Origin of the sequence: Bacillus sp. SH5-2, assembly GCF_008368905.1 — a bacterium.
Lineage (GTDB): Bacteria > Bacillota > Bacilli > Bacillales > Bacillaceae_G > Bacillus_A > Bacillus_A luti.
Genome location: NZ_QOSD01000029.1, coordinates 1 through 21,364, shown reverse-complemented (window position 1 = coordinate 21,364; position 21,364 = coordinate 1). Strand labels below are relative to the sequence as shown.

The window sequence follows — 21,364 nt, the reverse complement described above, 5'->3', positions numbered from 1 at the left end:
ATGAAAGATATGAAAGAGCAAGTATTACAAGTAACAAAAGGTGACTTCGTAGGATCAGCAAGTGGAGCAGTAGTATTTTAATCGTATTTCTATCAAGTGTATTAGTATAATAGAAGTTTTGTAACAAAAGATAAACGAAGGGAGAATGAGGAATATGAACAGTGAACAAATGTTACAAGTAACAAAAACAGATTTATTAGGATCATTAGGTGGAGCGGTAGTATTAACATCATTTATTCTATTCCTTGCAAATATATTAGTATGAAATATATAAATACAATCATTCAAAAAAAATAAAGACTCTAACGTATTAGTAAATAGTTAATATGTTGGGGTCTTTTTTATTTTCTTCGTACATACCCTCAAGTATTCATGTTATCCCGCTATCCCGTAAATCCCCACTGAGTAAAGTGTTACTTTAAAAAGAAAAAAAGTCGAATTTTATCTTAAAGAAAAAAGAGGAATTTGACAGAAAAGATAGAAAATTTTAAAGGTCATAATTTGTTAGCTTGCTAACTAATTCTATTAATGGATGTTGGAAGCGTTTTCTGGTTGGTTTAAGTATGAATCATTTAATCTATTTACAGGGGGATGAGTATTTTATGAAACAAAAATCTATGGATACGCTAGCTGCACAAATGGAGGATTTTTTCCCGGTACGTGATGTAGATCATTTGGAATTTTACGTAGGAAATGCAAAGCAATCAAGCTATTATCTTGCTAGAGCGTTCGGATTCAAAATTGTGGCTTATTCTGGATTAGAAACTGGAAATCGTGAAAAGGTATCCTATGTTCTTGTGCAAAAAAATATGCGTTTCGTTGTGTCTGGAGCCCTAGGTAGCGATAATCGTATTGCAGAGTTTGTAAAGACTCATGGTGACGGAGTGAAAGACGTGGCTTTACTTGTTGATGACGTTGATAAAGCATACTCGGAAGCAGTGAAACGTGGTGCCGTCGCAATTGCTCCACCTGAGGAGTTAACAGATGAGAATGGTACATTGAAAAAAGCAGTTATTGGTACGTATGGTGATACAATTCATACGCTTGTAGAGCGTAAAAATTATAAAGGGACATTTATGCCAGGATTCCAAAAGGTGGAGTTTAATATTCCGTTTGAAGAGTCTGGGTTAATTGCTGTAGACCATGTAGTTGGTAATGTTGAGAAAATGGAGGAATGGGTTAGTTATTATGAGAACGTTATGGGCTTTAAACAAATGATCCATTTCGATGATGATGATATTAGTACAGAGTACTCAGCGTTAATGTCGAAAGTTATGACGAATGGAAGTCGTATTAAGTTTCCTATTAACGAGCCGGCAGATGGAAAGAGAAAATCGCAAATTCAAGAATATCTAGAATTCTATAATGGCGCAGGTGTGCAACATCTGGCGTTATTAACAAATGATATTGTGAAAACAGTCGAAGCGCTTCGTGCAAATGGTGTGGAGTTTTTAGATACACCAGATACGTATTATGATGAGTTAACTGCACGAGTTGGAAAAATTGATGAAGAAATTGATAGGCTAAAAGAATTGAAAATTTTAGTGGATCGTGATGATGAAGGCTATTTACTACAAATCTTTACGAAACCAATTGTAGACCGTCCGACTTTATTTATTGAAATTATCCAACGTAAAGGTTCTCGTGGATTCGGTGAAGGTAATTTTAAAGCATTGTTTGAATCAATTGAAAGAGAACAAGAGCGCCGCGGAAACTTATAAGGTTTGTATCCACCAGCAAAATTACCGTTGCTGGTGGAAATTTCATTTTCATAGGGAGGAATCATGATGAAATTTGTTACATTTCGTCTCCCTTCAAAAGAAATGCGAGCTGGGTGGATTGAAGGTGACAAAGTAATCGATATGAATCTCGCGAGTGATGGGAAATTACCTTCTTCTATGTTCGCCTTTTTAGAGAAAGCAGATGAGTATGTAGAAGTAGTGCGTAATATTACGAATCCAAACAAGGGTATATATTCTTTAGAGGAAGTACAGTTGACAGCTGCTCTTCCTAATCCAAGCAGCATTCGAGATTTTTACGCGTTTGAACAGCATGTAAAAACGGCACGTGGCCGAAGAGGGCTAGATGTTGTACCTGAATGGTACGATATCCCGGTTTTTTATTTTACGAACCATCGTGCTGTAATTGGTCCAGATGATGTTGTAATGGGGCCGAAGAAATCTAAAAAACTTGATTATGAGTTAGAGATTGCTTGCGTAATTGGAAAAGAAGGAAGAAATATTTCTCGTGAGCAAGCAGAGGAATATATTTTTGGTTATTGTATTATGAATGACTGGAGTGCAAGGGATTTACAAGCAACTGAAATGAAAGTTGGGCTTGGTCCAGCGAAGGGAAAAGACTTTGCAACTTCATTAGGAGCATATCTCGTTACGAAAGAAGAACTAGACGTGCATCGTAATGGTAATCGGTATGATTTAGAGATGACTGCTCATGTAAATGGAAAGCTATTATCGAAGGGGAATTTTCAAGATATTTACTATACATTCGCTGAGATGATTGAACGAGCTTCGGAGGATGTTACGTTATATCCTGGTGATGTGATTGGGTCTGGAACAGTAGGGACAGGTTGTGTTTTAGAACTTGGCACGGAAGAGTGGCTACAAGATGGTGATGTTGTAGAACTTGCGATTACTGGTTTAGGTACATTATGTAATACGGTCAAAAAAGAAAGGGAAGCAGGTGATGGGCATGTTTTATCGTCACATGGGGGAGCTACCTCATAAACGACATGTACAATTCCGTAAAAAAGATGGATCGCTTTATCGTGAACAGGTAATGGGAACAAAAGGTTTTTCTGGTACGCAGTCTATTTTGTACCATCATTATATGCCAACGGAAGTAGGGCATGCGGCATTATCTCATTCTTGTCAGCTGCAGTATGAAGAAGATGTAGCTCTTGCTCATCGCCATTTTCGTACGAAGGAAAACAAAAAAACTGGCGATGCAGTAAGTGGGAGAAACTTTATACTTGGAAATGAAGATGTATTAATTGGAGTAGTGAGTCCAACAGAAAAAATGGATTATTTCTACCGTAATGGTGATGGCGATGAAATGCTATTTGTTCATTATGGAACAGGGAAAATTGAAACGATGTTTGGAACGATTCACTATAGAAAAGGTGACTATGTAACGATCCCAATTGGAACGATTTATCGTGTTATTCCAGATGCGGGAGAGACTAAGTTTCTTGTTGTAGAGGCTAATAGCCAAATTACAACGCCACGTCGTTATCGTAATGAGTATGGACAATTGTTAGAACATAGCCCGTTTTGCGAAAGGGATATTCGTGGCCCGGAAAAATTAGAGACGTATGATGAAAAAGGTGAGTTTGTCGTAATGACAAAGTCGAGAGGGTACATGCATAAACATGTTTTAGGGCACCACCCGTTAGATGTTGTTGGGTGGGATGGTTATTTATATCCGTGGGTGTTTAATGTAGAGGATTTTGAACCAATTACAGGGCGCATTCATCAGCCACCTCCAGTACATCAAACGTTCGAGGGACACAATTTCGTCATCTGTTCTTTCGTACCACGTTTATACGATTATCATCCAGAATCTATTCCGGCACCATATTATCATAGTAACGTGAATAGTGATGAAGTACTGTACTATGTAGAAGGAAACTTTATGAGCCGAAAAGGTGTGGAAGAAGGGTCTATTACACTTCATCCGAGCGGTATTCCGCATGGACCGCACCCTGGAAAAACAGAGGCAAGTATAGGAAAGAAAGAAACGCTTGAATTAGCTGTTATGATAGATACGTTCCGCCCGCTTCGTATCGTAAAACAAGCACATGAAACAGAAGATGAAAAGTATATGTATAGCTGGATTGAAGAGGGTTCATATACTGTGAAATAAGTGAAAAGAGGCATGCTCAATAAGTGAGCATGCCTCTTTTATGGAATCGACATGTATAATAATACCAAAAAAACATATAGAAAGATATATAGAATGAATGACAAAGATAGTGAATATTCAGAAGAATTTCTACTTATTTCGACAAAAGTATTGACTGAAAAAAGTGTTATGAGTAAAATGAAAAAGCAAATTAAAAATTTTCAGAAAATTTAAAACTTGGAGGAGCAAGCTATGAAGCAAATATTTCAAAAGAAGCCTATTGAAAAGTTAATGCAAGAAAGCAAGCAAAAGACATTAGCAAGAACATTGGGCGCATTAGATTTAACTATGCTTGGAATTGGGGCAATTGTTGGAACAGGCATTTTTGTTCTAACGGGCGTGGTAGCAGCAAAACATTCTGGACCAGCTATTATATTATCATTTGCAATAGCCGCGTTAGCTTGTGCCTTTGCTGCATTTTGTTATGCTGAATTCGCTTCTTCAGTTCCTGTCTCTGGTAGTGTGTATACCTACACATATGCGACGATGGGAGAGGTATTTGCATTTTTAATTGGATGGGATTTGATGCTTGAATATTTACTTGCTACATCTGCTGTGGCGAATGGATGGTCCGCGTATTTTCAATCTTTATTAAAAGGATTCGGGATTCATATTCCGACTATTCTCTCCTCGGCACCCGGTACAGGAAAGGGTGGAATAATTGATTTACCTGCGGTTCTCATTATTTTAGTGATGACAGTTCTTTTATCTAGAGGTGTTCGTGAAAGTGCACGCGTAAATAATATTATGGTATTTATTAAAATAGCAGTTGTTCTTATTTTTATCTTTGCTGGTTTTAATTATGTGAAACCTGAAAACTGGACACCTTTTATGCCATTTGGTTTAGATGGTGTAATGGCTGGAGCGGCTACAGTATTTTTCGCATTTATAGGGTTTGATGCAGTTTCAACAGCTGCAGAAGAAGTGAAGCGTCCGCAACGTGATTTACCAATCGGTATTATTGCATCATTATTAATTTGTACGATACTTTATATCGTTGTTTCGCTTATTTTGACAGGAATAGTTCCATACGGACAGTTAAATATATCAGATCCGGTTGCTTTTGCACTTCAATTTATTGGACAAGATGGTTTAGCGGGGGTAATTTCAGTAGGGGCGATCACAGGAATTACAACTGTAATGCTAGTTATGATGTACGGGCAAGTTCGCGTTTCATATGCGATGAGCCGCGATGGGCTATTGCCGAAGCGTCTTGCTAAAGTTCATCCGAAGTTTAAAACACCATTTTTAAATACATGGACAACGGGAATTATTGCAGCGCTTATTTCAGGATTAATAGATTTAAATGTGTTAGCACATCTTGTGAACATGGGGACTTTATCAGCCTTTGCACTTGTAGCTGTTGCTGTTATTGTAATGAGAAGAACTCATCCTGATTTACCAAGAGCATTTAAGGCGCCACTTGTACCAGTTTTGCCAGCATTAACAGTAATTTTTTGTTTATACTTAATGCTTCAATTATCAGGGACAGCGTGGATTAGTTTTGGAGTGTGGATGGTTATCGGTATAGCAGTTTACTTCCTATATAGCCGAAAGCATAGCGCTTTAAATAGTAGTAAAAAAGAAGATGATGTAGCGAATTTATAAGAGGGAAAATCCATTCTAATTCTGTTAGGATGGATTTTTTGTTCTGAAAATTTACATTGTTCTGAAAATGTTATAAGATAATTGTTGGTTAAATAAAGGGGTGGGAATATGAAAAGTACGTGGCATGAGTTAAGGGCGATGGATCGTAACGTATGGATTCGATTTGTCGGTGAGACATTGAATGGAATTGCAATGATGATGTTAATGCCCTTTTTCGCATTATATTTAAAAGATAAGGTAGATTCATTATTACAGGTCGGAGTTATTATGGCGCTTTCTCCAATTGCTGCAAGCTTTGGAGCAATTATAGGAGGAAGAATTGCTGATATATATGGAAGAAAGCCAATTATGATATTTTCGATGGTGAGTAATGCATTATTGATGCTCGGTTTTTTATTTATAGAAGGATTTATTCCGTATGCGATTTTATCTGTTTTTTTAGGATTAAGTAATTCGCTATTTCATCCAGCTGCATCAGCGATGGTTGCGGATGTAACAAAGCCAGAAAAAAGAACAGAAGCATATGGTTTGTTGCGAATGGGACACAATATAGGTGCTGCGATTGGTCCGATAATGGGAGCATCAGTAGTTGTATTGTCAAAGAACCTTGTGTTTATTATTGCCTCTTCTACAATGCTGTTTTATGCATTACTAGTATTACTTCTTATTCAAGAGACAATGCCGAAGGGTACAAATAAGGAAGAGAATATAGAAAAGGAATCTGGGGCAGTTTGGAAAATTGTAATGCGAGATAAGGCATTAATGATTTATTTGTTAGCGGGTATCGTTATTTCGATGGGATTTTCTCAAACAGAAGGTATGTTGCCGCTGCACTTTGATAATGAGATGAATGGTATTTTCGGGATTAACAATCCATACCCATATTTAATGGCTCTAAATGGACTGTTAGTTGTGTTGTTCCAATTTCAAATTTCAAAATGGGCTGCAGATAAACCTGTCGGAAAAACAATGTTATATGGTGCATGTTTATTCGGAATTGGATTGTTTTTTATAGGGTGGTTACCAAAGTGGTTTGGAGAATTCGATACAAATGCTACAGTTATTTTAATAACGTTGCTGTTCGTTTATGCCATATATACATTAGGTGAGATGATTATGTCGCCTGTCCAGATGACGTTTGTAGCGAATTTGGCTCCTGAACATTTGAGAGGAACTTATATGGGAGCTGCAAGTTTGCAGTGGATTACAGGAAGTGCATTCGGCCCACTTTTAGGAGGGTTTTTATTAGATCGATTACTTGGTCACTTTCTATTTACAATTTTAGCTGTAGGGTGTGTAGTTGCAGGTATTGTATATGTTTCTTTAGATCGTCTCGTTGAACAAAGGCAAAAAGACACACTAACCAAACAGTCTTCTTAATGAGTAGATAACATACACAAAAAGGGGATTTCTACATATTTTAGGTACATAACTAGATTGGATTACGATTTTATCTTAAAATTCACTTCTGTATAGTTATGAAGAAAGTGAAATAGAAAAAGTGTAGAAAACCAATAAGTGGTGTCATTTAATTATTTGTGGAAGTTGCATTTTATTTCAAATAGGAACTACCTATTTTTATAAAAAGTGCTAAAATAGAAAAATGAAAACAATTGGTTAGGGTGATTTCAGTGACAAAAATTAAATTAGGTTTATTATATGGTGGAAAATCAGCTGAGCATCAAGTTTCGCTACAAACGGCTCTTGCTGCTATTAAAGCATTAAATCAAGATAAATTCGAGATTCATCCAATTTATATTACAGAGCAAGGTCAATGGGTACGCGGTGAGCGTATTGAAGGCGAAGTAACAGATGTAGAAGCTTTAAAAATGAGCGGTGCAGAACATGCGATTTCTCCGCTATCATTAAGCACAGAAATTATTCCATCTGCAACTTCTGAGGAAAATGCTATCGACGTTATTTTCCCATTACTACATGGACCAAACGGTGAAGATGGAACGGTTCAAGGATTATTAGAATTAATGAACATTCCTTATGTAGGAAATGGTGTGCTAGCATCAGCTGCTGGTATGGATAAAGTTGTTATGAAAAATATCTTTGCAGAAGCTGGATTGAAACAAGCGAAATATGCATCTTTCATTCGTAGCGCATGGGAAAAAGAGCGTGAAACAGCATATGAAAAAGTAGAAGAAGTATTAGGATATCCTTGCTTCGTAAAACCAGCAAACCTTGGTTCAAGTGTTGGTATTAATAAATGTAAAAATCGTGAAGAACTTGAGAATGCATTTGAAGAGGCATTCCAATTTGACCGCAAAATTATTGTAGAAGAAAATATTGTTGGACGTGAAGTAGAAGTTGGTGTACTAGGTAACGATGAACCGAAATGTTCGGTTGTAGGTGAAATTGTACCGAAAAAAGACTTCTATGATTATAAGTCGAAATATATCGATGGCGATACAGCATTAATTATTCCAGCTGAAATGACAGAAGAAGAGTCTAATGTCATTAAGCGAGACGCAATTATTGCATTCCAATCTTTAGACGGTTCTGGCTTAACGCGAGCTGATTTCTTCTTAACGAAAGATGGCGAAGTATATATTAACGAAGTAAATACGATGCCAGGATTTACGCCGTTTAGTATGTTCCCTCTATTATGGCAACATACTGGATTACCGTATCCGGAATTAATTGAAGAGCTAATTCGTTTAGCGATTGAGCGTCACGAAGAAAAACAAAAAATTAAATATACAATCTAACAAAAAAGGAGGAGGCACTATTCGCAGGAATAGTGCTTCCTCTATGTAAGGAGTGTTTTCATGATAAATCGAACGTTAAAACAAGTAGAACAGATGGTAAATGGTACGGGATTAGCAGAGCAGTATGAGGGAATTACTATACAAGGAGTGTCTATTGATACGAGAAAAATTGAAAAAGGGAATTTATATGTTCCGATTCAAGGGGAACGTTTCGATGGACATGCTTTTGTAGATAAAGCTGTTGAAAGTGGAGCTGTTGCTACATTATGGATGAAAGATGTAGCAAATCCGCCTGAGAATCTTCCGGTTATTTTTGTAGAAGACACACTATCAGCATTACAAATGTTAGCGAAAAACTATCGCGATCAATTGGATGTTAAAGTTATTGGTGTGACAGGTAGTAACGGTAAAACATCTACAAAAGATATTGTAACAAGTCTTCTTGCGACTAAATTTAAAGTTCAAAAAACAGAAGGAAACTTCAACAACCATATCGGCTTACCTCTTACTATTTTAAACTTAGAAGAAAATACAGAAGTAGCTGTATTAGAAATGGGTATGTCAAGCCGAGGGGAAATTGAATTCTTATCTAAGTTAGCTCGTCCAAATGCAGCTATCATTACGAACATTGGTGAGGCACATTTAATGGACTTAGGCTCTCGTGAGGCAATTGCTGAAGCGAAATTAGAAATTGTGACAGGATTACAAGAAGGGGGAGTGTTCGTATATAACGGAGATGAGCCGTTATTAACAAATCGTGTTCCTGAAATGAATTTAATGGCCGAAACAGTTACATTCGGTGATGCTAGAGCAAATGATTATTATCCAACGACTGTAACATTGCAAGCGACTGGGACACACTTTAAGATGAATAAAGATGAAAATATTTCATTCTACCTACCAGTGTTAGGGAAACATAATGTGTATAATACACTCGCTTCAATGGCAATTGCGAAACATTTTGGGGTAACGTGGGAAGAAATGAAACAAGGGTTAGTAACACTTCAAATGACGGGCATGCGTATGGAAATTGTAAAAACAGATAGTGGATTAACTATTATCAATGATGCGTACAATGCAAGTCCGACGGCGATGGAAGCAGCATTCCATTTAATGAATGGTTTAGATGGATTCGCTAAAAAAATCGTTGTACTTGGAGATATGTTAGAACTTGGAGATCAAGAAGTGCAATTTCATTATGAGGTAGGGAAATTAATCGATCCAGCAAAAATCGCATTTGTATTCACATATGGTAGATTAGGGGCTCAAATTGCTGAAGGAGCGAAAATTAACTTCCCTAGCGAACGCGTAAAGGCGTATGATAATAAAGAAGCGCTAGTAAAAGATTTACAAGCAGTAGTTGATGTGAAAGATGTTGTGTTAGTAAAAGCATCTCGCGGTATGAAATTAGAAGAAGTAATTACGATGTTGAAATAATTGGTGTATATAAATAGGGATGATAGCCACGAAAATAGAAGAAACTTATAATAAGCGCTTACAGTAAATATAAAAAAATAAAAGTGAAGAAAAAAGCCCTGAATATGAAAATAAGGTAACAGTTGGGTTTGCTTTTTGCACATACAAAACTTATAATTGATAAAGTGTAATAACGTTTAGAAGTATTTTCGCGAAGAATATACGCCCGTTTATATACGTGAGCATTCAGGAAAAGGGCTTTTCCGCACATTCGGAAAACGCCTTTTTTTAAATGATAAGTATAGGATAGAAAAGGAGAAGTAACATTGACAACATTTCGAGAATTAGGATTAAGTGAGTCTTTACTGCAATCTGTTGAAAGTATGGGCTTTGAAGAGGCTACGCCGATTCAAGCTGAAACAATTCCACATGCATTGCAAGGTAAAGATATTATTGGGCAAGCACAAACAGGTACAGGGAAAACGGCAGCATTCGGATTACCACTATTAGACAAAGTGGATACAAATAAAGAATCAGTACAAGGTATTGTTATCGCGCCAACGCGTGAATTAGCAATTCAAGTTGGAGAAGAGCTATACAAAATTGGTAAACATAAACGTGTTCGTATTTTACCAATCTATGGTGGTCAAGATATTAACCGCCAAATTCGTGCTCTAAAAAAACACCCACACATTATTGTTGGTACGCCGGGTCGTATTTTAGATCATATTAACCGTAAAACACTGCGCCTACAAAACGTAGAGACAGTTGTTCTTGACGAAGCGGATGAAATGTTAAACATGGGCTTCATTGAAGATATTGAAGCGATTTTAACAGATGTGCCAGAAACACATCAAACATTACTATTCTCAGCGACAATGCCAGATCCAATCCGTCGCATTGCTGAGCGTTTCATGACTGAGCCTCAACACATTAAAGTAAAAGCAAAAGAAGTAACAATGCCAAACATTCAGCAGTTCTATTTAGAAGTGCAAGAAAAGAAAAAGTTTGACGTGTTAACACGCTTATTAGATATTCAATCTCCAGAGCTTGCAATCGTATTCGGTCGTACAAAGCGTCGTGTTGATGAATTATCAGAAGCATTAAACTTACGTGGTTATGCTGCAGAAGGTATCCATGGTGATTTAACACAGGCGAAACGTATGTCTGTATTACGTAAATTTAAAGAAGGTTCTATCGAAGTTCTTGTTGCAACAGACGTTGCTGCACGTGGTCTTGATATTTCAGGTGTAACACACGTATACAACTTCGATATTCCACAAGATCCAGAATCATACGTTCACCGTATCGGTCGTACTGGCCGTGCAGGTAAAAAAGGTATTGCAATGCTATTTGTAACACCACGTGAATCAGGACAGCTAAAAAATATCGAGCGTACAACAAAACGTAAAATGGACCGCATGGATGCTCCAACACTTGATGAGGCACTAGAAGGTCAACAACGTTTAATCGCTGAAAAACTTCAAAGCACAATTGAAAATGAAAACTTAGCATACTACAAGCGTATTGCAGAAGAAATGTTAGAAGAGAACGATTCTGTAACAGTAGTAGCTGCTGCTTTAAAAATGATGACAAAAGAGCCGGATACAACTCCAATCGCTTTAACATCAGAACCACCAGTTGTTTCAAGAGGTGGCGGTTCTAAAAAACGCGGCGGTAACGGAGGCGGATACCGTGATGGTAACCGTAATCGTAGTCGTGACGGACGTAGTGGCGATGGTCGTAACCGTGACCGTAACCGTGATGGCCGTAATCGTGACGGTAACCGTGATCGCAATCGCGAGGGTAGCCGTGATGGTAACCGTGGTCGTAGAGGCGAAGGTCAAGGTCGCCCAGGTTCTTCAACTGGACGCGGCGAAAGAAAACATCATAGCCGTAAGCCACAGGCTTAATAATAAAAAGAGAATGCCCTTTGTTGGCATTCTCTTTTTTTATTTCTGTAATTGTACATACTACATAATAACTTGTGTAGAAAAGAGGTGTCATATGCTTGTAAGACTTGGGTATGTCGCAATGAGTGTACATTTAAAGAATGCATCTCCATCTCAGACGATGACATATGCGCAGTTTCAACGAATCGATGACCGAGAGGCTGCGATTCATAAACTTGAAAGAATTGCTAATTCGAATTTGGAAAATTGTTTGCGGTTATTAAAGCATAATAAAGGGCATGATATATCTTTCTTTCGGCTGAGTTCTCGGCTTATTCCTTTAGCGAATCATGAGGAGTTGTTAGAGTGGAACTATATTCGTCCTTTAAAAGAAAATTTAAAAAATCTAGGTGATTACGCTATTCGTATGAACATGCGAATTGATTTCCATCCAGATCATTTTGTTGTACTCAATTCACCTGAAGAGAGTGTTTTTAAACAATCCGTAAAAACATTGCAGATGCATAAAAAATTATTAAAAGGTATGGGAATTGAACATAAACAGAGATGTGTATTGCATGTGGGTGGCGGTTATGACGATAAGGAACTCGCATTAGAACGCTTTATAGAAAATTGGTCGAGTGTTCCAAGGGGTATTCAAGAGATGATCATATTAGAAAATGATGATACCACCTTTACGTTAGAGGAAACATTGTATTTAGGTGAGAAATTAGATATTCCAGTTGTGTTTGATTTGCATCACCATATGATGAATAACGAACAAGAAGATTGGTATGAAGATTGGGCGCGTGTTGTACATACGTGGGAAACGTCTTTGTTATCAGTTAAAATGCATATTTCTAGCCCTAGGGATGAGAAAGATCCGAGAGCGCATGCTGATTTTATTGATGTTGAGGCATTTTTATCTTTTTTAAGAAGGATAAAGGGTAGTGTTGGACAAATTGATTGTATGATTGAAGCGAAGAAGAAGGATGAGTCTTTATTCCAACTCATGAGAGATTTAAGTAAACAAACAGATGTGGAAATTGTCGATGGTGCGAGCTTCTATATTAAATGAGCTCTGCACCATCGAATTTTTTTGCCCGTAAAAGCCCGATTGGTGAGGGCTGATTAAAGTTTCACTTTATTAATAAAGGGGTACAAATACCACCGATTATCAATCCTGTTAAGTGGCTTATAGGATTGGCAGAGGGATTAAAGAAAGTAAATAGTAGTAATATAAATATCATGATTGAAAAAATAGCGATGTCTTTTGGATTGGAAGAACGATATCGACTATACAATAAAAATAATTGTGCACCTAGCAATCCGAAAATACCACCAGATGCTCCAGCGTGAATATATTCAAGAGGCATAATAATATAAGTAGAAATATTTCCGAGAATGCCAGAAAGGAAAAAAATAATGATGAAAGAAAAATGTCCTAGCTGCTTTTCGATAGAAGAACCAAGTACAAATAAACAAATACTATTAGAAAGAAAATGTTGTAAGTCTACATGTACAAGTAGGGAAGTTATGAGACGCCACCATTCTCCTTTAGCGATATATTCATTGTAGGCTGCCAGAGGAAAGAGAAAAAAGTCGCTTAATATAATCATGACTAACTGTATAAGAAGTAAAGAGATGATAATTGGTTGTAAGGGAATACGTACAGATCGTACTAGCATGTTGTTAGTATCACTCCTTTTGCATCATAAAGAATCTCTGTTATTCTTACAGTATGAAAGAGTAAAGCTAAATAGAAGAAGGGGATTTCGAAATGATTGTAGGGATTGGAATCGATATTATTGAATTGAATCGAATTGAAAAAATGCTAGATGGAAAGCTTAAATTTATGGAACGTATTTTAACTGAAAGTGAACGTAATGTTGCTAAGGAAATGAAAGGGAGTCGTCTTACAGAATTTGTAGCTGGGAGATTTGCAGCGAAAGAGGCATATTCAAAAGCGGTAGGTACTGGTATCGGGAAAGAAGTGAGTTTTTTAGATGTTGAAGTAAGAAATGATAATAGAGGTAAGCCGATTCTTATTGCAAATACAGAGCATATTGTTCATTTATCAATTAGTCATAGTAAGGAATTTGCTGTCGCTCAAGTTGTTTTAGAAAGCTCGTCACGCTAGTCTGCATATTTTATATCTTTGTCTCATATATTTGAGGTAGCGATAAGGAAGGCATATCTTCCATTCATTTATAGGGGCAAAGGGGCTGAAGTTATGAAAAGGCGTCTGTTTTTAGTTCTTGTCGGTTTATTAACCGTTTTTGTGTTGGCGGGTTGTATGGAGAAGAAACAGGATGATGTCGTGAGAGATTTAGAGGCGAAAGTGAAAGGGATGAAAAGTTATCAAGCTGAAGCGAAATTGTCTATTAAAACAGGGAATGAGCCTCAGGAGTATAAAGTGGAAATTTGGCATAAGGAACCTTCTTTTTATCGTGTGAATTTACAGAATGCGAAAAAAGATCAAAGTCAAATTATTTTAAGAAATGAAGAAGGTGTATTTGTATTAACGCCGGCGCTTAATAAAAGTTTCCGTTTTCAAAGTGATTGGCCGCAAAATAGTAGCCAGGCTTATTTATATGAATCGCTTGTGAGAGATATTTTGCAGGATAAGAAAAACCTTACTTTCGAGAAAACAGATAAGTATTATATTTTTAAAACAAAAACAAACTATCAACATCAAAATATGTTGCCGAAACAAGAGATTACATTGAAGAAGAGTGATCTAACGCCGGTTTCGGTGAAGTTAATGGATAATGATCAAAACGTTCTTGTAAAGGTAGATTTCTCTAAAGTGAAGTTCGATGCAAAATTTGATAAAGGTGCATTTGATACGAAGCAAAATATGTCTAGAGCGCAAGTTGATGTACCAACAACAGCAAAAGAAGACAAACCATTTGCTATTTTGTATCCAAGAGATACGCCACAAGGTGTGACATTGAAAGACGAAAAAGAGTTGCAGACAAACAGTGGCAAGCGTGCGATACTCACATACACTGGAAATGAGAAATCCTTTACTTTAATACAAGAAAAGGCAAAAGTTGCAGAGGCTTCGTCGGCGATAAGTGTAAGTGGGGAATTGGTTGATCTTGGTTTCACGATTGGCGCATTGACGAAAGATTCTCTAACGTGGTCGCATAACGGAGTAGAATATATGCTCGTGTCTAAAGGTTTAGAGCCGAAGGAGCTGTTAATGGTTGCTCGTTCAGTTACAGCGAAGCAGGTGAAATAAACTTTTTAGACGTGGTGCTATATATGCACCACGTCTTTTCTTAGTTTGAAGGCTGGATTTCATAAAAGAAGCATATAAAAGAATAAGCTTCGCATATCGTGTATAAGGAAGTGTATTTATGGAAGAAGCACCATTTTACCGTGACACTTGGGTAGAAGTAGATTTAGACGCGATTTATAACAATATTAGGCACATTAAAGAATTCATTCCAAGTGACGTAGAGATTTTTGCTGTAGTTAAAGCGAACGCATATGGACACGATTATGTACCGGTGGCTAAAACTGCATTAGAAGCAGGAGCGACAAGGTTGGCAGTTGCTTTTTTAGATGAAGCATTAGTGCTTCGGAGAGCTGGTATTACTGCACCGATTTTAGTGTTAGGCCCTTCCCCGCCCCGTGATGTAAATGTAGCCGCTGAAAATGATGTAGCATTAACTGTTTTTCAAAAAGAATGGGTGGACGAAGCGATAAAACTTTGGGACGGTTCATCTATAATGAAATTCCACATTAATTTTGATAGTGGTATGGGAAGAATCGGAATACGAGAACGCAAAGAATTAAAAGGATTCTTGAAGAGTTTAGAAGGTGCGCCGTTTTTAGAGTTAGAAGGGGTTTATACACATTTTGCAACAGCAGATGAAGTGGAGACTTCTTACTTTGATAAGCAATATAACACATTCTTGGAGCAGTTAAGTTGGTTGAAAGAATTCGGAGTGGATCCTAAATTTGTCCACACGGCTAATAGTGCTGCAACGTTACGTTTTCAAGGAATTACATTTAATGCGGTGCGAGTTGGTATTGCGATGTATGGATTATCCCCGTCTGTAGAAATACGTCCTTTTTTACCATTTGAATTAGAACCAGCGTTGTCGCTTCATACGAAGGTTGCCCATATTAAACAGGTGATTAAAGGGGATGGGATTAGTTATAACGTCACGTACCGAACAAAAACTGAAGAATGGATTGCGACTGTTGCGATTGGATATGCAGATGGTTGGCTTAGAAGATTACAAGGATTTGAAGTGCTTGTAAATGGTAAAAGAGTACCGATTGTAGGGCGCGTAACGATGGATCAATTTATGATACATCTTCCTTGTGAAGTGCCGCTTGGTACGAGAGTTACACTCATTGGAAGACAAGGTGATGAGTATATTAGCGCTACTGAGGTTGCTGAATACTCCGGGACTATTAATTATGAAATTATCGCAACGATAAGTTTCCGTGTACCAAGAATATTTATACGGCATGGAAAGGTTGTAGAAGTAATTAATTATTTAAATAGTATATAGAAGGAAGTGTGATTTGCTTTTTGTCATTTGAGGAGGTTTTTCACTGTTGGAGAATAAGCTCTTTTTTGACGAAAAGCTTTTTACTTATAATCGCTTTTAATATAAGTTTTGCAGAGGAATTCTTTTGATTCTTGTTTGAAATGAGATGAAAAATAATAGAAGATGAATGTTTTGCTTGTGAATTGGAAAACATAAGCAAGGAATAAGGAAGTCTTTGCAACAGGCTCCATACAATGGTATTATTACAATAGGTGTCATATATATATTTGGGTGTGTAGTTGACGGTGGAGGTGTATTTTTGTGTCCGAATCAAGTGTAACTACTGAAATCGTGGTTCGGTTGCCAAAGCAAATGGTAACGGAATTGGACGGAATTGGAAAACAAGAGAATAAGAATCGCCATGAACTAATTTGCCAGGCAACACAACTGTTATTGCGTCAACATAAGACGAAGAAACGCTACCAACATGAATCAATGCGACGTGGGTACATTGAAATGGGAAAAATTAATCTTGGTATTGCATCTGAAGCTTTCTTAGCAGAGTATGAAGCAGCTCATACAGTAGAACGCTTAGTTAGCGGGGGGTAATATTTTGATTGTAAAACGCGGCGACGTGTATTTTGCAGACCTTTCCCCAGTTGTTGGTTCTGAGCAAGGAGGCGTTCGTCCGGTTCTTGTCATTCAAAATGACATCGGAAATCGTTTTAGTCCAACGGTGATTGTAGCGGCTATTACTGCACAGATTCAAAAAGCGAAATTACCCACTCATGTGGAAATTGATGCGAAAAAGTACGGTTTTGAGAGAGATTCTGTTATTTTACTTGAGCAGATTCGAACAATCGATAAGCAACGCTTAACGGACAAAATCACTCATTTGGATGAAGTGATGATGAGTCGTGTAGATGAAGCGTTACAAATTAGTTTAGGACTAATAGATTTTTAAATCGGCAGTTTAAGTTGCTCTCTTTGCAGGGCAACTTTTTTTATTATAGAGGAGGTTACGGTTGTATATGGAAATGGTAGATAATCGACAAGCGTTAATGAAAATGTTAGTGAAAGAATTAGGCTTTACCGAAAAGCAGGTTCGTCATGTTATTCAATTAACAGAAGAAGGTAACACAGTTCCATTTATTGCTCGTTACCGAAAAGAATGGACAGGCTCTTTAGATGAAGTGCAAATTCGTGCGATTTTAGAGAGATGGCAATATATGATGCAACTTGAAGGTAGGAAGGAAGAGGTTCTTCGTCTTATTGATGAGAAGGGGAAACTGACAGAAGAGTTACGTCAGCAAATTGTTAAAGCTACAAAGTTGCAAGAAGTAGAAGATTTATATCGTCCATATAAAGAAAAAAGAAGAACAAAAGCGACGATCGCAAAAGAAAAAGGATTAGAACCGTTAGCTGAATGGTTATTGTTATATAAAAAAGAAGATCCAAATAAAAAGGCGATGGAATTTATTAATGCCGAGAAAGAAGTACAAACTGTAGAAGAGGCATTACAAGGTGCCCAAGACATTATTGCAGAAATCGTTTCAGATGAAGCTGCATATCGTAGTTGGATTCGGAATGTTACGTTTAGAAAAGGCATTATGTCTTCGGCTGTGAAAGATGAAGAAAAAGATGAAAAGAATATATATGAAATGTATTACAGTTATGAAGAACCGTTGCAGAAAGTAGTGCCACATCGTGTACTAGCGATGAATCGTGGTGAGAAAGAAGATGTATTGAGGATTTCTGTTGTTCCGCCAGTAGATGAGATATTAAGTTTCTTATACAAGAAAGTAATTCGTGATAACGAGTCTAAAAGTGCGCATTATGTACAATTAGCGATTGAAGATAGCTATAAACGATTAATTCAATCCTCAATTGAAAGAGAGATTCGAAAAGAATTAACAGAAACAGCTGAGGAACAAGCGATACATATTTTCTCTGAGAATTTACGTAACTTACTATTACAACCTCCTATGAAAGGGAAAGTGGTGTTAGCTGTAGACCCTGCATATAGAACAGGTTGTAAATTAGCTGTAGTAGATGATACAGGGAAGGTTCTACATATTGGTGTTATTTATCCGCATCCGCCTGTGCGTAAATATGATGATGCGAAAGCGAAAGTTCTTTCTATTATAGATAAATATCAAGTTGAAATGATTGCGATTGGGAATGGTACAGCTTCTAGAGAATCGGAAGAATTTATAGTTGATGTATTACAAAATGTGAAACGAGAAGTCTTCTATATTATTGTGAACGAAGCTGGTGCGAGTGTGTATTCGGCTTCTGATTTAGCCCGTGAGGAATTCCCAGATTTACAAGTTGAAGAAAGAAGTGCCGTTTCTATTGGGAGACGTCTACAAGATCCGCTTGCTGAACTTGTGAAGATTGATCCTAAATCAGTTGGGGTTGGACAATACCAACATGATGTATCTCAAAAGAGATTGAATGAATCATTAACATTTGTAGTCGAGACGGCAGTTAACCAAGTGGGTGTTAATGTAAATACGGCTTCAGTTGCATTATTACAATATGTTTCTGGTTTATCGAAAACTGTTGCGAAAAATATTGTGGCAAAGAGAGAAGAAGATGGGAAATTTACGAAACGCACGGAATTAAAGAAAATCCCGCGCTTAGGCGCAAAGACGTACGAACAATGTATAGGTTTCTTGCGTATATTAGAAGGGGCGAATCCATTAGATCGAACAGGTATTCATCCAGAACAATATAAGAATGTTGAATTGTTATTGAAGAGTTTAGGTTTATCAAAAGATGATGTAGGACAATTACATTTACAAAAGAGCTTAGAAGAAGTAGAGATTTCTAAGTTGTCTCAAGAAACGGGAGTTGGGGAACCGACATTAGTGGATATTATAGATGCGCTTATTAGTCCGGAGCGAGACATGAGAGATGAGTTGCCTAAACCACTTCTGAAAAAAGGGATTTTGAAATTAGAAGATTTAAAACGTGGTATGGAACTAGAAGGAACCGTTCGTAATGTTGTTGATTTTGGTGCTTTTGTTGATGTTGGTGTAAAGCAAGATGGTTTAGTACATATTTCTAAGCTAAGTACACAATATGTGAAGCATCCGTTAGATATTGTATCTGTCGGGCAAATTGTAAAGGTATGGGTCGATGATATTGATACAAAAAAAGGTCGTGTCGCATTATCCATGTTACCGATTGAATAATAAGAGAAGAGAGCAGATGAAACTGCTCTTTTTTTTATGGAGTAAGAAGTATAATGGATTATTAGCTTTGATGGATTTTGCTATAATAAAACCAGCATTCATTTAGTAATTTAATTTGATACCGGTTTTTTTCAAAATATGCACGTTGCATCTGTTTTTTTAACCATGTGGGCATAGGAATCCCTCCTTGTTTAATCCTACTCTCAAAAATCTTCCCTTGTCGCTAAGGTACTATTGATGAGAGGTTGGTGAGTGGATTTCTATTCATATTGTATTGTTAGAAACCACGCTTCTTGAATGAGGATGGGTATATGTACTATTTAATATATGTATAAGAAGGGAGAAAAGTGTAAAAATATTTTTTTGTTTAGGAGGAATGAGAATGGATGAGCGAGAAATTCAACAGCTAGTAGAGGAAGTGTCGTTAAGATACTTTGGTATGCCATTCTTACATAAAGCGATGTTTAATAATAGATTACGTACAACTGGTGGGCGTTATCTATTGAAGAGTCACAATATCGAACTGAATTATCGATATTATAAAATGTATGGTAAAGAAGAGTTAGTCGAGATTGTTAAACATGAACTTTGTCATTATCACCTGCATATTACAGGAAGAGGGTATAAGCACCGGGATAGAGATTTTCGTGAATTGTTAAAGGAAGTCGGTGCACCACGTTTTTGTAAACGAATGATTAATGAAGAGAAGGAACAGAAGGTTTATGTGTATGAATGTGTGGATTGTTCGTTTCAATATGTAAGAAGACGTCAAATAAATACAAAAAGATATGTCTGCGGAAAGTGTAAAGGGAAACTAATTCTGATAAAGAAAACATCTTGACAGTGAAAACGCAATCCAGTATATTATAAACATGTCACGTTTGTACAAGATGTTGTGAAAAAACTTCTTGACTTACGATGAGAAGTTTTATAAGATACAAATTGTCTTTATTATTCCGCAGTAGCTCAGTGGTAGAGCTATCGGCTGTTAACCGATCGGTCGTAGGTTCGAGTCCTACCTGCGGAGCCATACAGAGAAGTACCCAAGTGGCTCAAGGGGCTCCCCTGCTAAGGGAGTAGATCGCTAACGCGGTGCGAGGGTTCGAATCCCTTCTTCTCTGCCATTCATATTGGCCCGTTGGTCAAGTGGTTAAGACACCGCCCTTTCACGGCGGTAACACGGGTTCGAATCCCGTACGGGTCACCACTTCGGAGGATTAGCTCAGCTGGGAGAGCACCTGCCTTACAAGCAGGGGGTCGGCGGTTCGATCCCGTCATCCTCCACCATAATAGTATAATGAAAAGTAAAATGACATTAATTTAAAGATTAAATGGTCCCGTGGTGTAGTGGTTAACATGCCTGCCTGTCACGCAGGAGATCGCCGGTTCGACCCCGGTCGGGACCGCCATTTTAACTTCTGCTAATTGGCAGTTGTTTTTTATTGGTCATTATGGTAAAATAACATTTGTCTTCGAAAAGAAGATAAGTATTTCGATGGGCTATAGCCAAGCGGTAAGGCAACGGACTTTGACTCCGTCATGCGCTGGTTCGAATCCAGCTAGCCCAGCCATTTACGAGCCATTAGCTCAGTTGGTAGAGCATCTGACTTTTAATCAGAGGGTCGAAGGTTCGAGTCCTTCATGGCTCACTTTTGTTTTTTCCGCGCGGTCGTGGCGGAACGGCAGACGCGCTAGGTTGAGGGCCTAGTGGGGGAAACCCCGTGGAGGTTCAAGTCCTCTCGGCCGCATCGAAAAAATCTTTTAAAAAGTACTTGCATTTAAAAAACAAGTATGATAAGATAATTGAGTCGCCAAAATACAACGACGAAAAAACATCATGAATAAGCGCCCGTAGCTCAATTGGATAGAGCGTTTGACTACGGATCAAGAGGTTAGGGGTTCGACTCCTCTCGGGCGCGCCAATTACGGGAAGTGGCTCAGCTTGGTAGAGCACCTGGTTTGGGACCAGGGGGTCGCAGGTTCAAATCCTGTCTTCCCGACCACGCGGGTGTAGTTTAGTGGTAAAACAAGAGCCTTCCAAGCTCTGGTCGAGAGTTCGATTCTCTTCACCCGCTTTTAGTTCTTTGAAAACTGAA

20 protein-coding genes and 11 tRNA genes are annotated in these 21,364 nt (G+C 37.7%); 29 read left to right on the top strand and 2 right to left on the bottom strand.

What is annotated here, in order from left to right:
• The 11 genes from DN410_RS28210 to uvsE all read left to right on the top strand — a co-directional run bounded on the left by DN410_RS28210 (position 1) and on the right by uvsE (position 12,632).
• Entirely contained in the window at positions 1–81 is an 81-nt protein-coding gene (locus DN410_RS28210) for a DUF3948 family protein (RefSeq protein ID WP_370456829.1), read from the top strand.
• Positions 82–154: 73 nt separating this feature from the next.
• Positions 155–265, top strand: coding sequence for a DUF3948 family protein (locus tag DN410_RS24155; RefSeq protein WP_001083682.1), 111 nt, complete (start codon positions 155–157; stop codon positions 263–265).
• A gap of 337 nt (positions 266–602) precedes the next feature.
• Positions 603–1,721 carry a 4-hydroxyphenylpyruvate dioxygenase gene (hppD, locus tag DN410_RS24150; protein WP_000810912.1) on the top strand — a complete coding sequence of 373 codons (1,119 nt, stop codon included), beginning with the start codon at positions 603–605 and terminating at the stop codon, positions 1,719–1,721.
• A 66-nt stretch (positions 1,722–1,787) separates the two neighbouring features.
• A complete protein-coding gene (locus DN410_RS24145) occupies positions 1,788–2,744 on the top strand; it encodes a fumarylacetoacetate hydrolase family protein (protein WP_149178347.1) in 957 nt (318 codons plus the stop codon).
• Complete coding sequence (locus DN410_RS24140; protein WP_000499908.1) at positions 2,710–3,882, top strand: homogentisate 1,2-dioxygenase; 1,173 nt, start codon at positions 2,710–2,712, stop codon at positions 3,880–3,882. Before DN410_RS24145 ends, DN410_RS24140 begins: the two co-directional genes overlap by 35 nt.
• A gap of 231 nt (positions 3,883–4,113) precedes the next feature.
• Positions 4,114–5,529 carry a branched-chain amino acid transporter BcaP gene (locus DN410_RS24135; RefSeq protein ID WP_149178346.1) on the top strand — a complete coding sequence of 472 codons (1,416 nt, stop codon included), beginning with the start codon at positions 4,114–4,116 and terminating at the stop codon, positions 5,527–5,529.
• A 108-nt stretch (positions 5,530–5,637) separates the two neighbouring features.
• A complete protein-coding gene (locus DN410_RS24130; RefSeq protein WP_149178345.1) occupies positions 5,638–6,909 on the top strand; it encodes an MDR family MFS transporter in 1,272 nt (423 codons plus the stop codon).
• Positions 6,910–7,160: 251 nt separating this feature from the next.
• Positions 7,161–8,246, top strand: a complete 1,086-nt coding sequence (locus DN410_RS24125) for a D-alanine--D-alanine ligase (protein ID WP_149178344.1) — start codon at positions 7,161–7,163, stop codon at positions 8,244–8,246.
• A gap of 60 nt (positions 8,247–8,306) precedes the next feature.
• A complete protein-coding gene (gene murF / locus DN410_RS24120; protein ID WP_149178343.1) occupies positions 8,307–9,683 on the top strand; it encodes a UDP-N-acetylmuramoyl-tripeptide--D-alanyl-D-alanine ligase in 1,377 nt (458 codons plus the stop codon).
• 305 nt (positions 9,684–9,988) lie between these two features.
• Positions 9,989–11,575: a degradosome RNA helicase CshA gene (gene cshA, locus DN410_RS24115; protein WP_149178342.1), complete on the top strand. Its 1,587-nt coding sequence runs from the start codon at positions 9,989–9,991 to the stop codon at positions 11,573–11,575.
• Between the two features lie 94 nt (positions 11,576–11,669).
• Entirely contained in the window at positions 11,670–12,632 is a 963-nt protein-coding gene (gene uvsE / locus DN410_RS24110; protein ID WP_149178341.1) for a UV DNA damage repair endonuclease UvsE, read from the top strand.
• 61 nt (positions 12,633–12,693) lie between these two features.
• Here the strand turns inward: uvsE and DN410_RS24105 are convergent, their stop codons facing one another.
• Positions 12,694–13,242, bottom strand: coding sequence for a rhomboid family intramembrane serine protease (locus DN410_RS24105; RefSeq protein ID WP_149178340.1), 549 nt, complete (start codon positions 13,240–13,242; stop codon positions 12,694–12,696).
• 92 nt (positions 13,243–13,334) lie between these two features.
• Between DN410_RS24105 and acpS the strand changes: the two genes are divergently transcribed.
• The 6 genes from acpS to DN410_RS24075 all read left to right on the top strand — a co-directional run bounded on the left by acpS (position 13,335) and on the right by DN410_RS24075 (position 19,268).
• On the top strand, positions 13,335–13,694 hold the full coding sequence (acpS, locus tag DN410_RS24100) for a holo-ACP synthase (RefSeq protein WP_149178339.1): 360 nt from the start codon (positions 13,335–13,337) through the stop codon (positions 13,692–13,694).
• A 156-nt stretch (positions 13,695–13,850) separates the two neighbouring features.
• Positions 13,851–14,801, top strand: coding sequence for a LolA family protein (locus tag DN410_RS24095; protein WP_149178358.1), 951 nt, complete (start codon positions 13,851–13,853; stop codon positions 14,799–14,801).
• 118 nt (positions 14,802–14,919) lie between these two features.
• Entirely contained in the window at positions 14,920–16,089 is a 1,170-nt protein-coding gene (gene alr / locus DN410_RS24090) for an alanine racemase (protein WP_149178338.1), read from the top strand.
• 300 nt (positions 16,090–16,389) lie between these two features.
• Complete coding sequence (locus tag DN410_RS24085; protein WP_000004570.1) at positions 16,390–16,677, top strand: antitoxin EndoAI; 288 nt, start codon at positions 16,390–16,392, stop codon at positions 16,675–16,677.
• Positions 16,678–16,681: 4 nt separating this feature from the next.
• A complete protein-coding gene (gene ndoA, locus DN410_RS24080; RefSeq protein WP_000635965.1) occupies positions 16,682–17,032 on the top strand; it encodes a type II toxin-antitoxin system endoribonuclease NdoA in 351 nt (116 codons plus the stop codon).
• Between the two features lie 67 nt (positions 17,033–17,099).
• Positions 17,100–19,268 carry a Tex family protein gene (locus tag DN410_RS24075; RefSeq protein ID WP_149178337.1) on the top strand — a complete coding sequence of 723 codons (2,169 nt, stop codon included), beginning with the start codon at positions 17,100–17,102 and terminating at the stop codon, positions 19,266–19,268.
• A gap of 61 nt (positions 19,269–19,329) precedes the next feature.
• On the opposite strand, the gene cmpA is transcribed toward DN410_RS24075, so the two are convergent.
• Positions 19,330–19,443, bottom strand: a complete 114-nt coding sequence (cmpA, locus tag DN410_RS24070) for a cortex morphogenetic protein CmpA (RefSeq protein ID WP_001143641.1) — start codon at positions 19,441–19,443, stop codon at positions 19,330–19,332.
• 207 nt (positions 19,444–19,650) lie between these two features.
• Here cmpA and DN410_RS24065 point away from each other — a divergent pair, with 207 nt between their 5' ends.
• The 12 genes from DN410_RS24065 (at position 19,651) to DN410_RS24010 (ending at position 21,343) form a co-directional block, all read left to right on the top strand.
• On the top strand, positions 19,651–20,109 hold the full coding sequence (locus DN410_RS24065) for a SprT family protein (RefSeq protein WP_149178336.1): 459 nt from the start codon (positions 19,651–19,653) through the stop codon (positions 20,107–20,109).
• Between the two features lie 114 nt (positions 20,110–20,223).
• Positions 20,224–20,298: transfer RNA gene (locus tag DN410_RS24060), tRNA-Asn, on the top strand.
• A 3-nt stretch (positions 20,299–20,301) separates the two neighbouring features.
• Positions 20,302–20,392, top strand: a tRNA-Ser gene (locus DN410_RS24055).
• Positions 20,393–20,400: 8 nt separating this feature from the next.
• Positions 20,401–20,475 (top strand) — tRNA-Glu (locus DN410_RS24050).
• Positions 20,476–20,479: 4 nt separating this feature from the next.
• A tRNA-Val gene (locus DN410_RS24045) sits at positions 20,480–20,555 on the top strand.
• Between the two features lie 46 nt (positions 20,556–20,601).
• A tRNA-Asp gene (locus DN410_RS24040) sits at positions 20,602–20,677 on the top strand.
• Positions 20,678–20,764: 87 nt separating this feature from the next.
• Positions 20,765–20,839, top strand: a tRNA-Gln gene (locus DN410_RS24035).
• 5 nt (positions 20,840–20,844) lie between these two features.
• Positions 20,845–20,917 (top strand) — tRNA-Lys (locus tag DN410_RS24030).
• A 16-nt stretch (positions 20,918–20,933) separates the two neighbouring features.
• Positions 20,934–21,016: transfer RNA gene (locus DN410_RS24025), tRNA-Leu, on the top strand.
• Between the two features lie 97 nt (positions 21,017–21,113).
• Positions 21,114–21,190, top strand: a tRNA-Arg gene (locus DN410_RS24020).
• A gap of 4 nt (positions 21,191–21,194) precedes the next feature.
• Positions 21,195–21,271: transfer RNA gene (locus DN410_RS24015), tRNA-Pro, on the top strand.
• A gap of 1 nt (position 21,272) precedes the next feature.
• Positions 21,273–21,343 (top strand) — tRNA-Gly (locus tag DN410_RS24010).
• Positions 21,344–21,364: the final 21 nt, after the last annotated feature.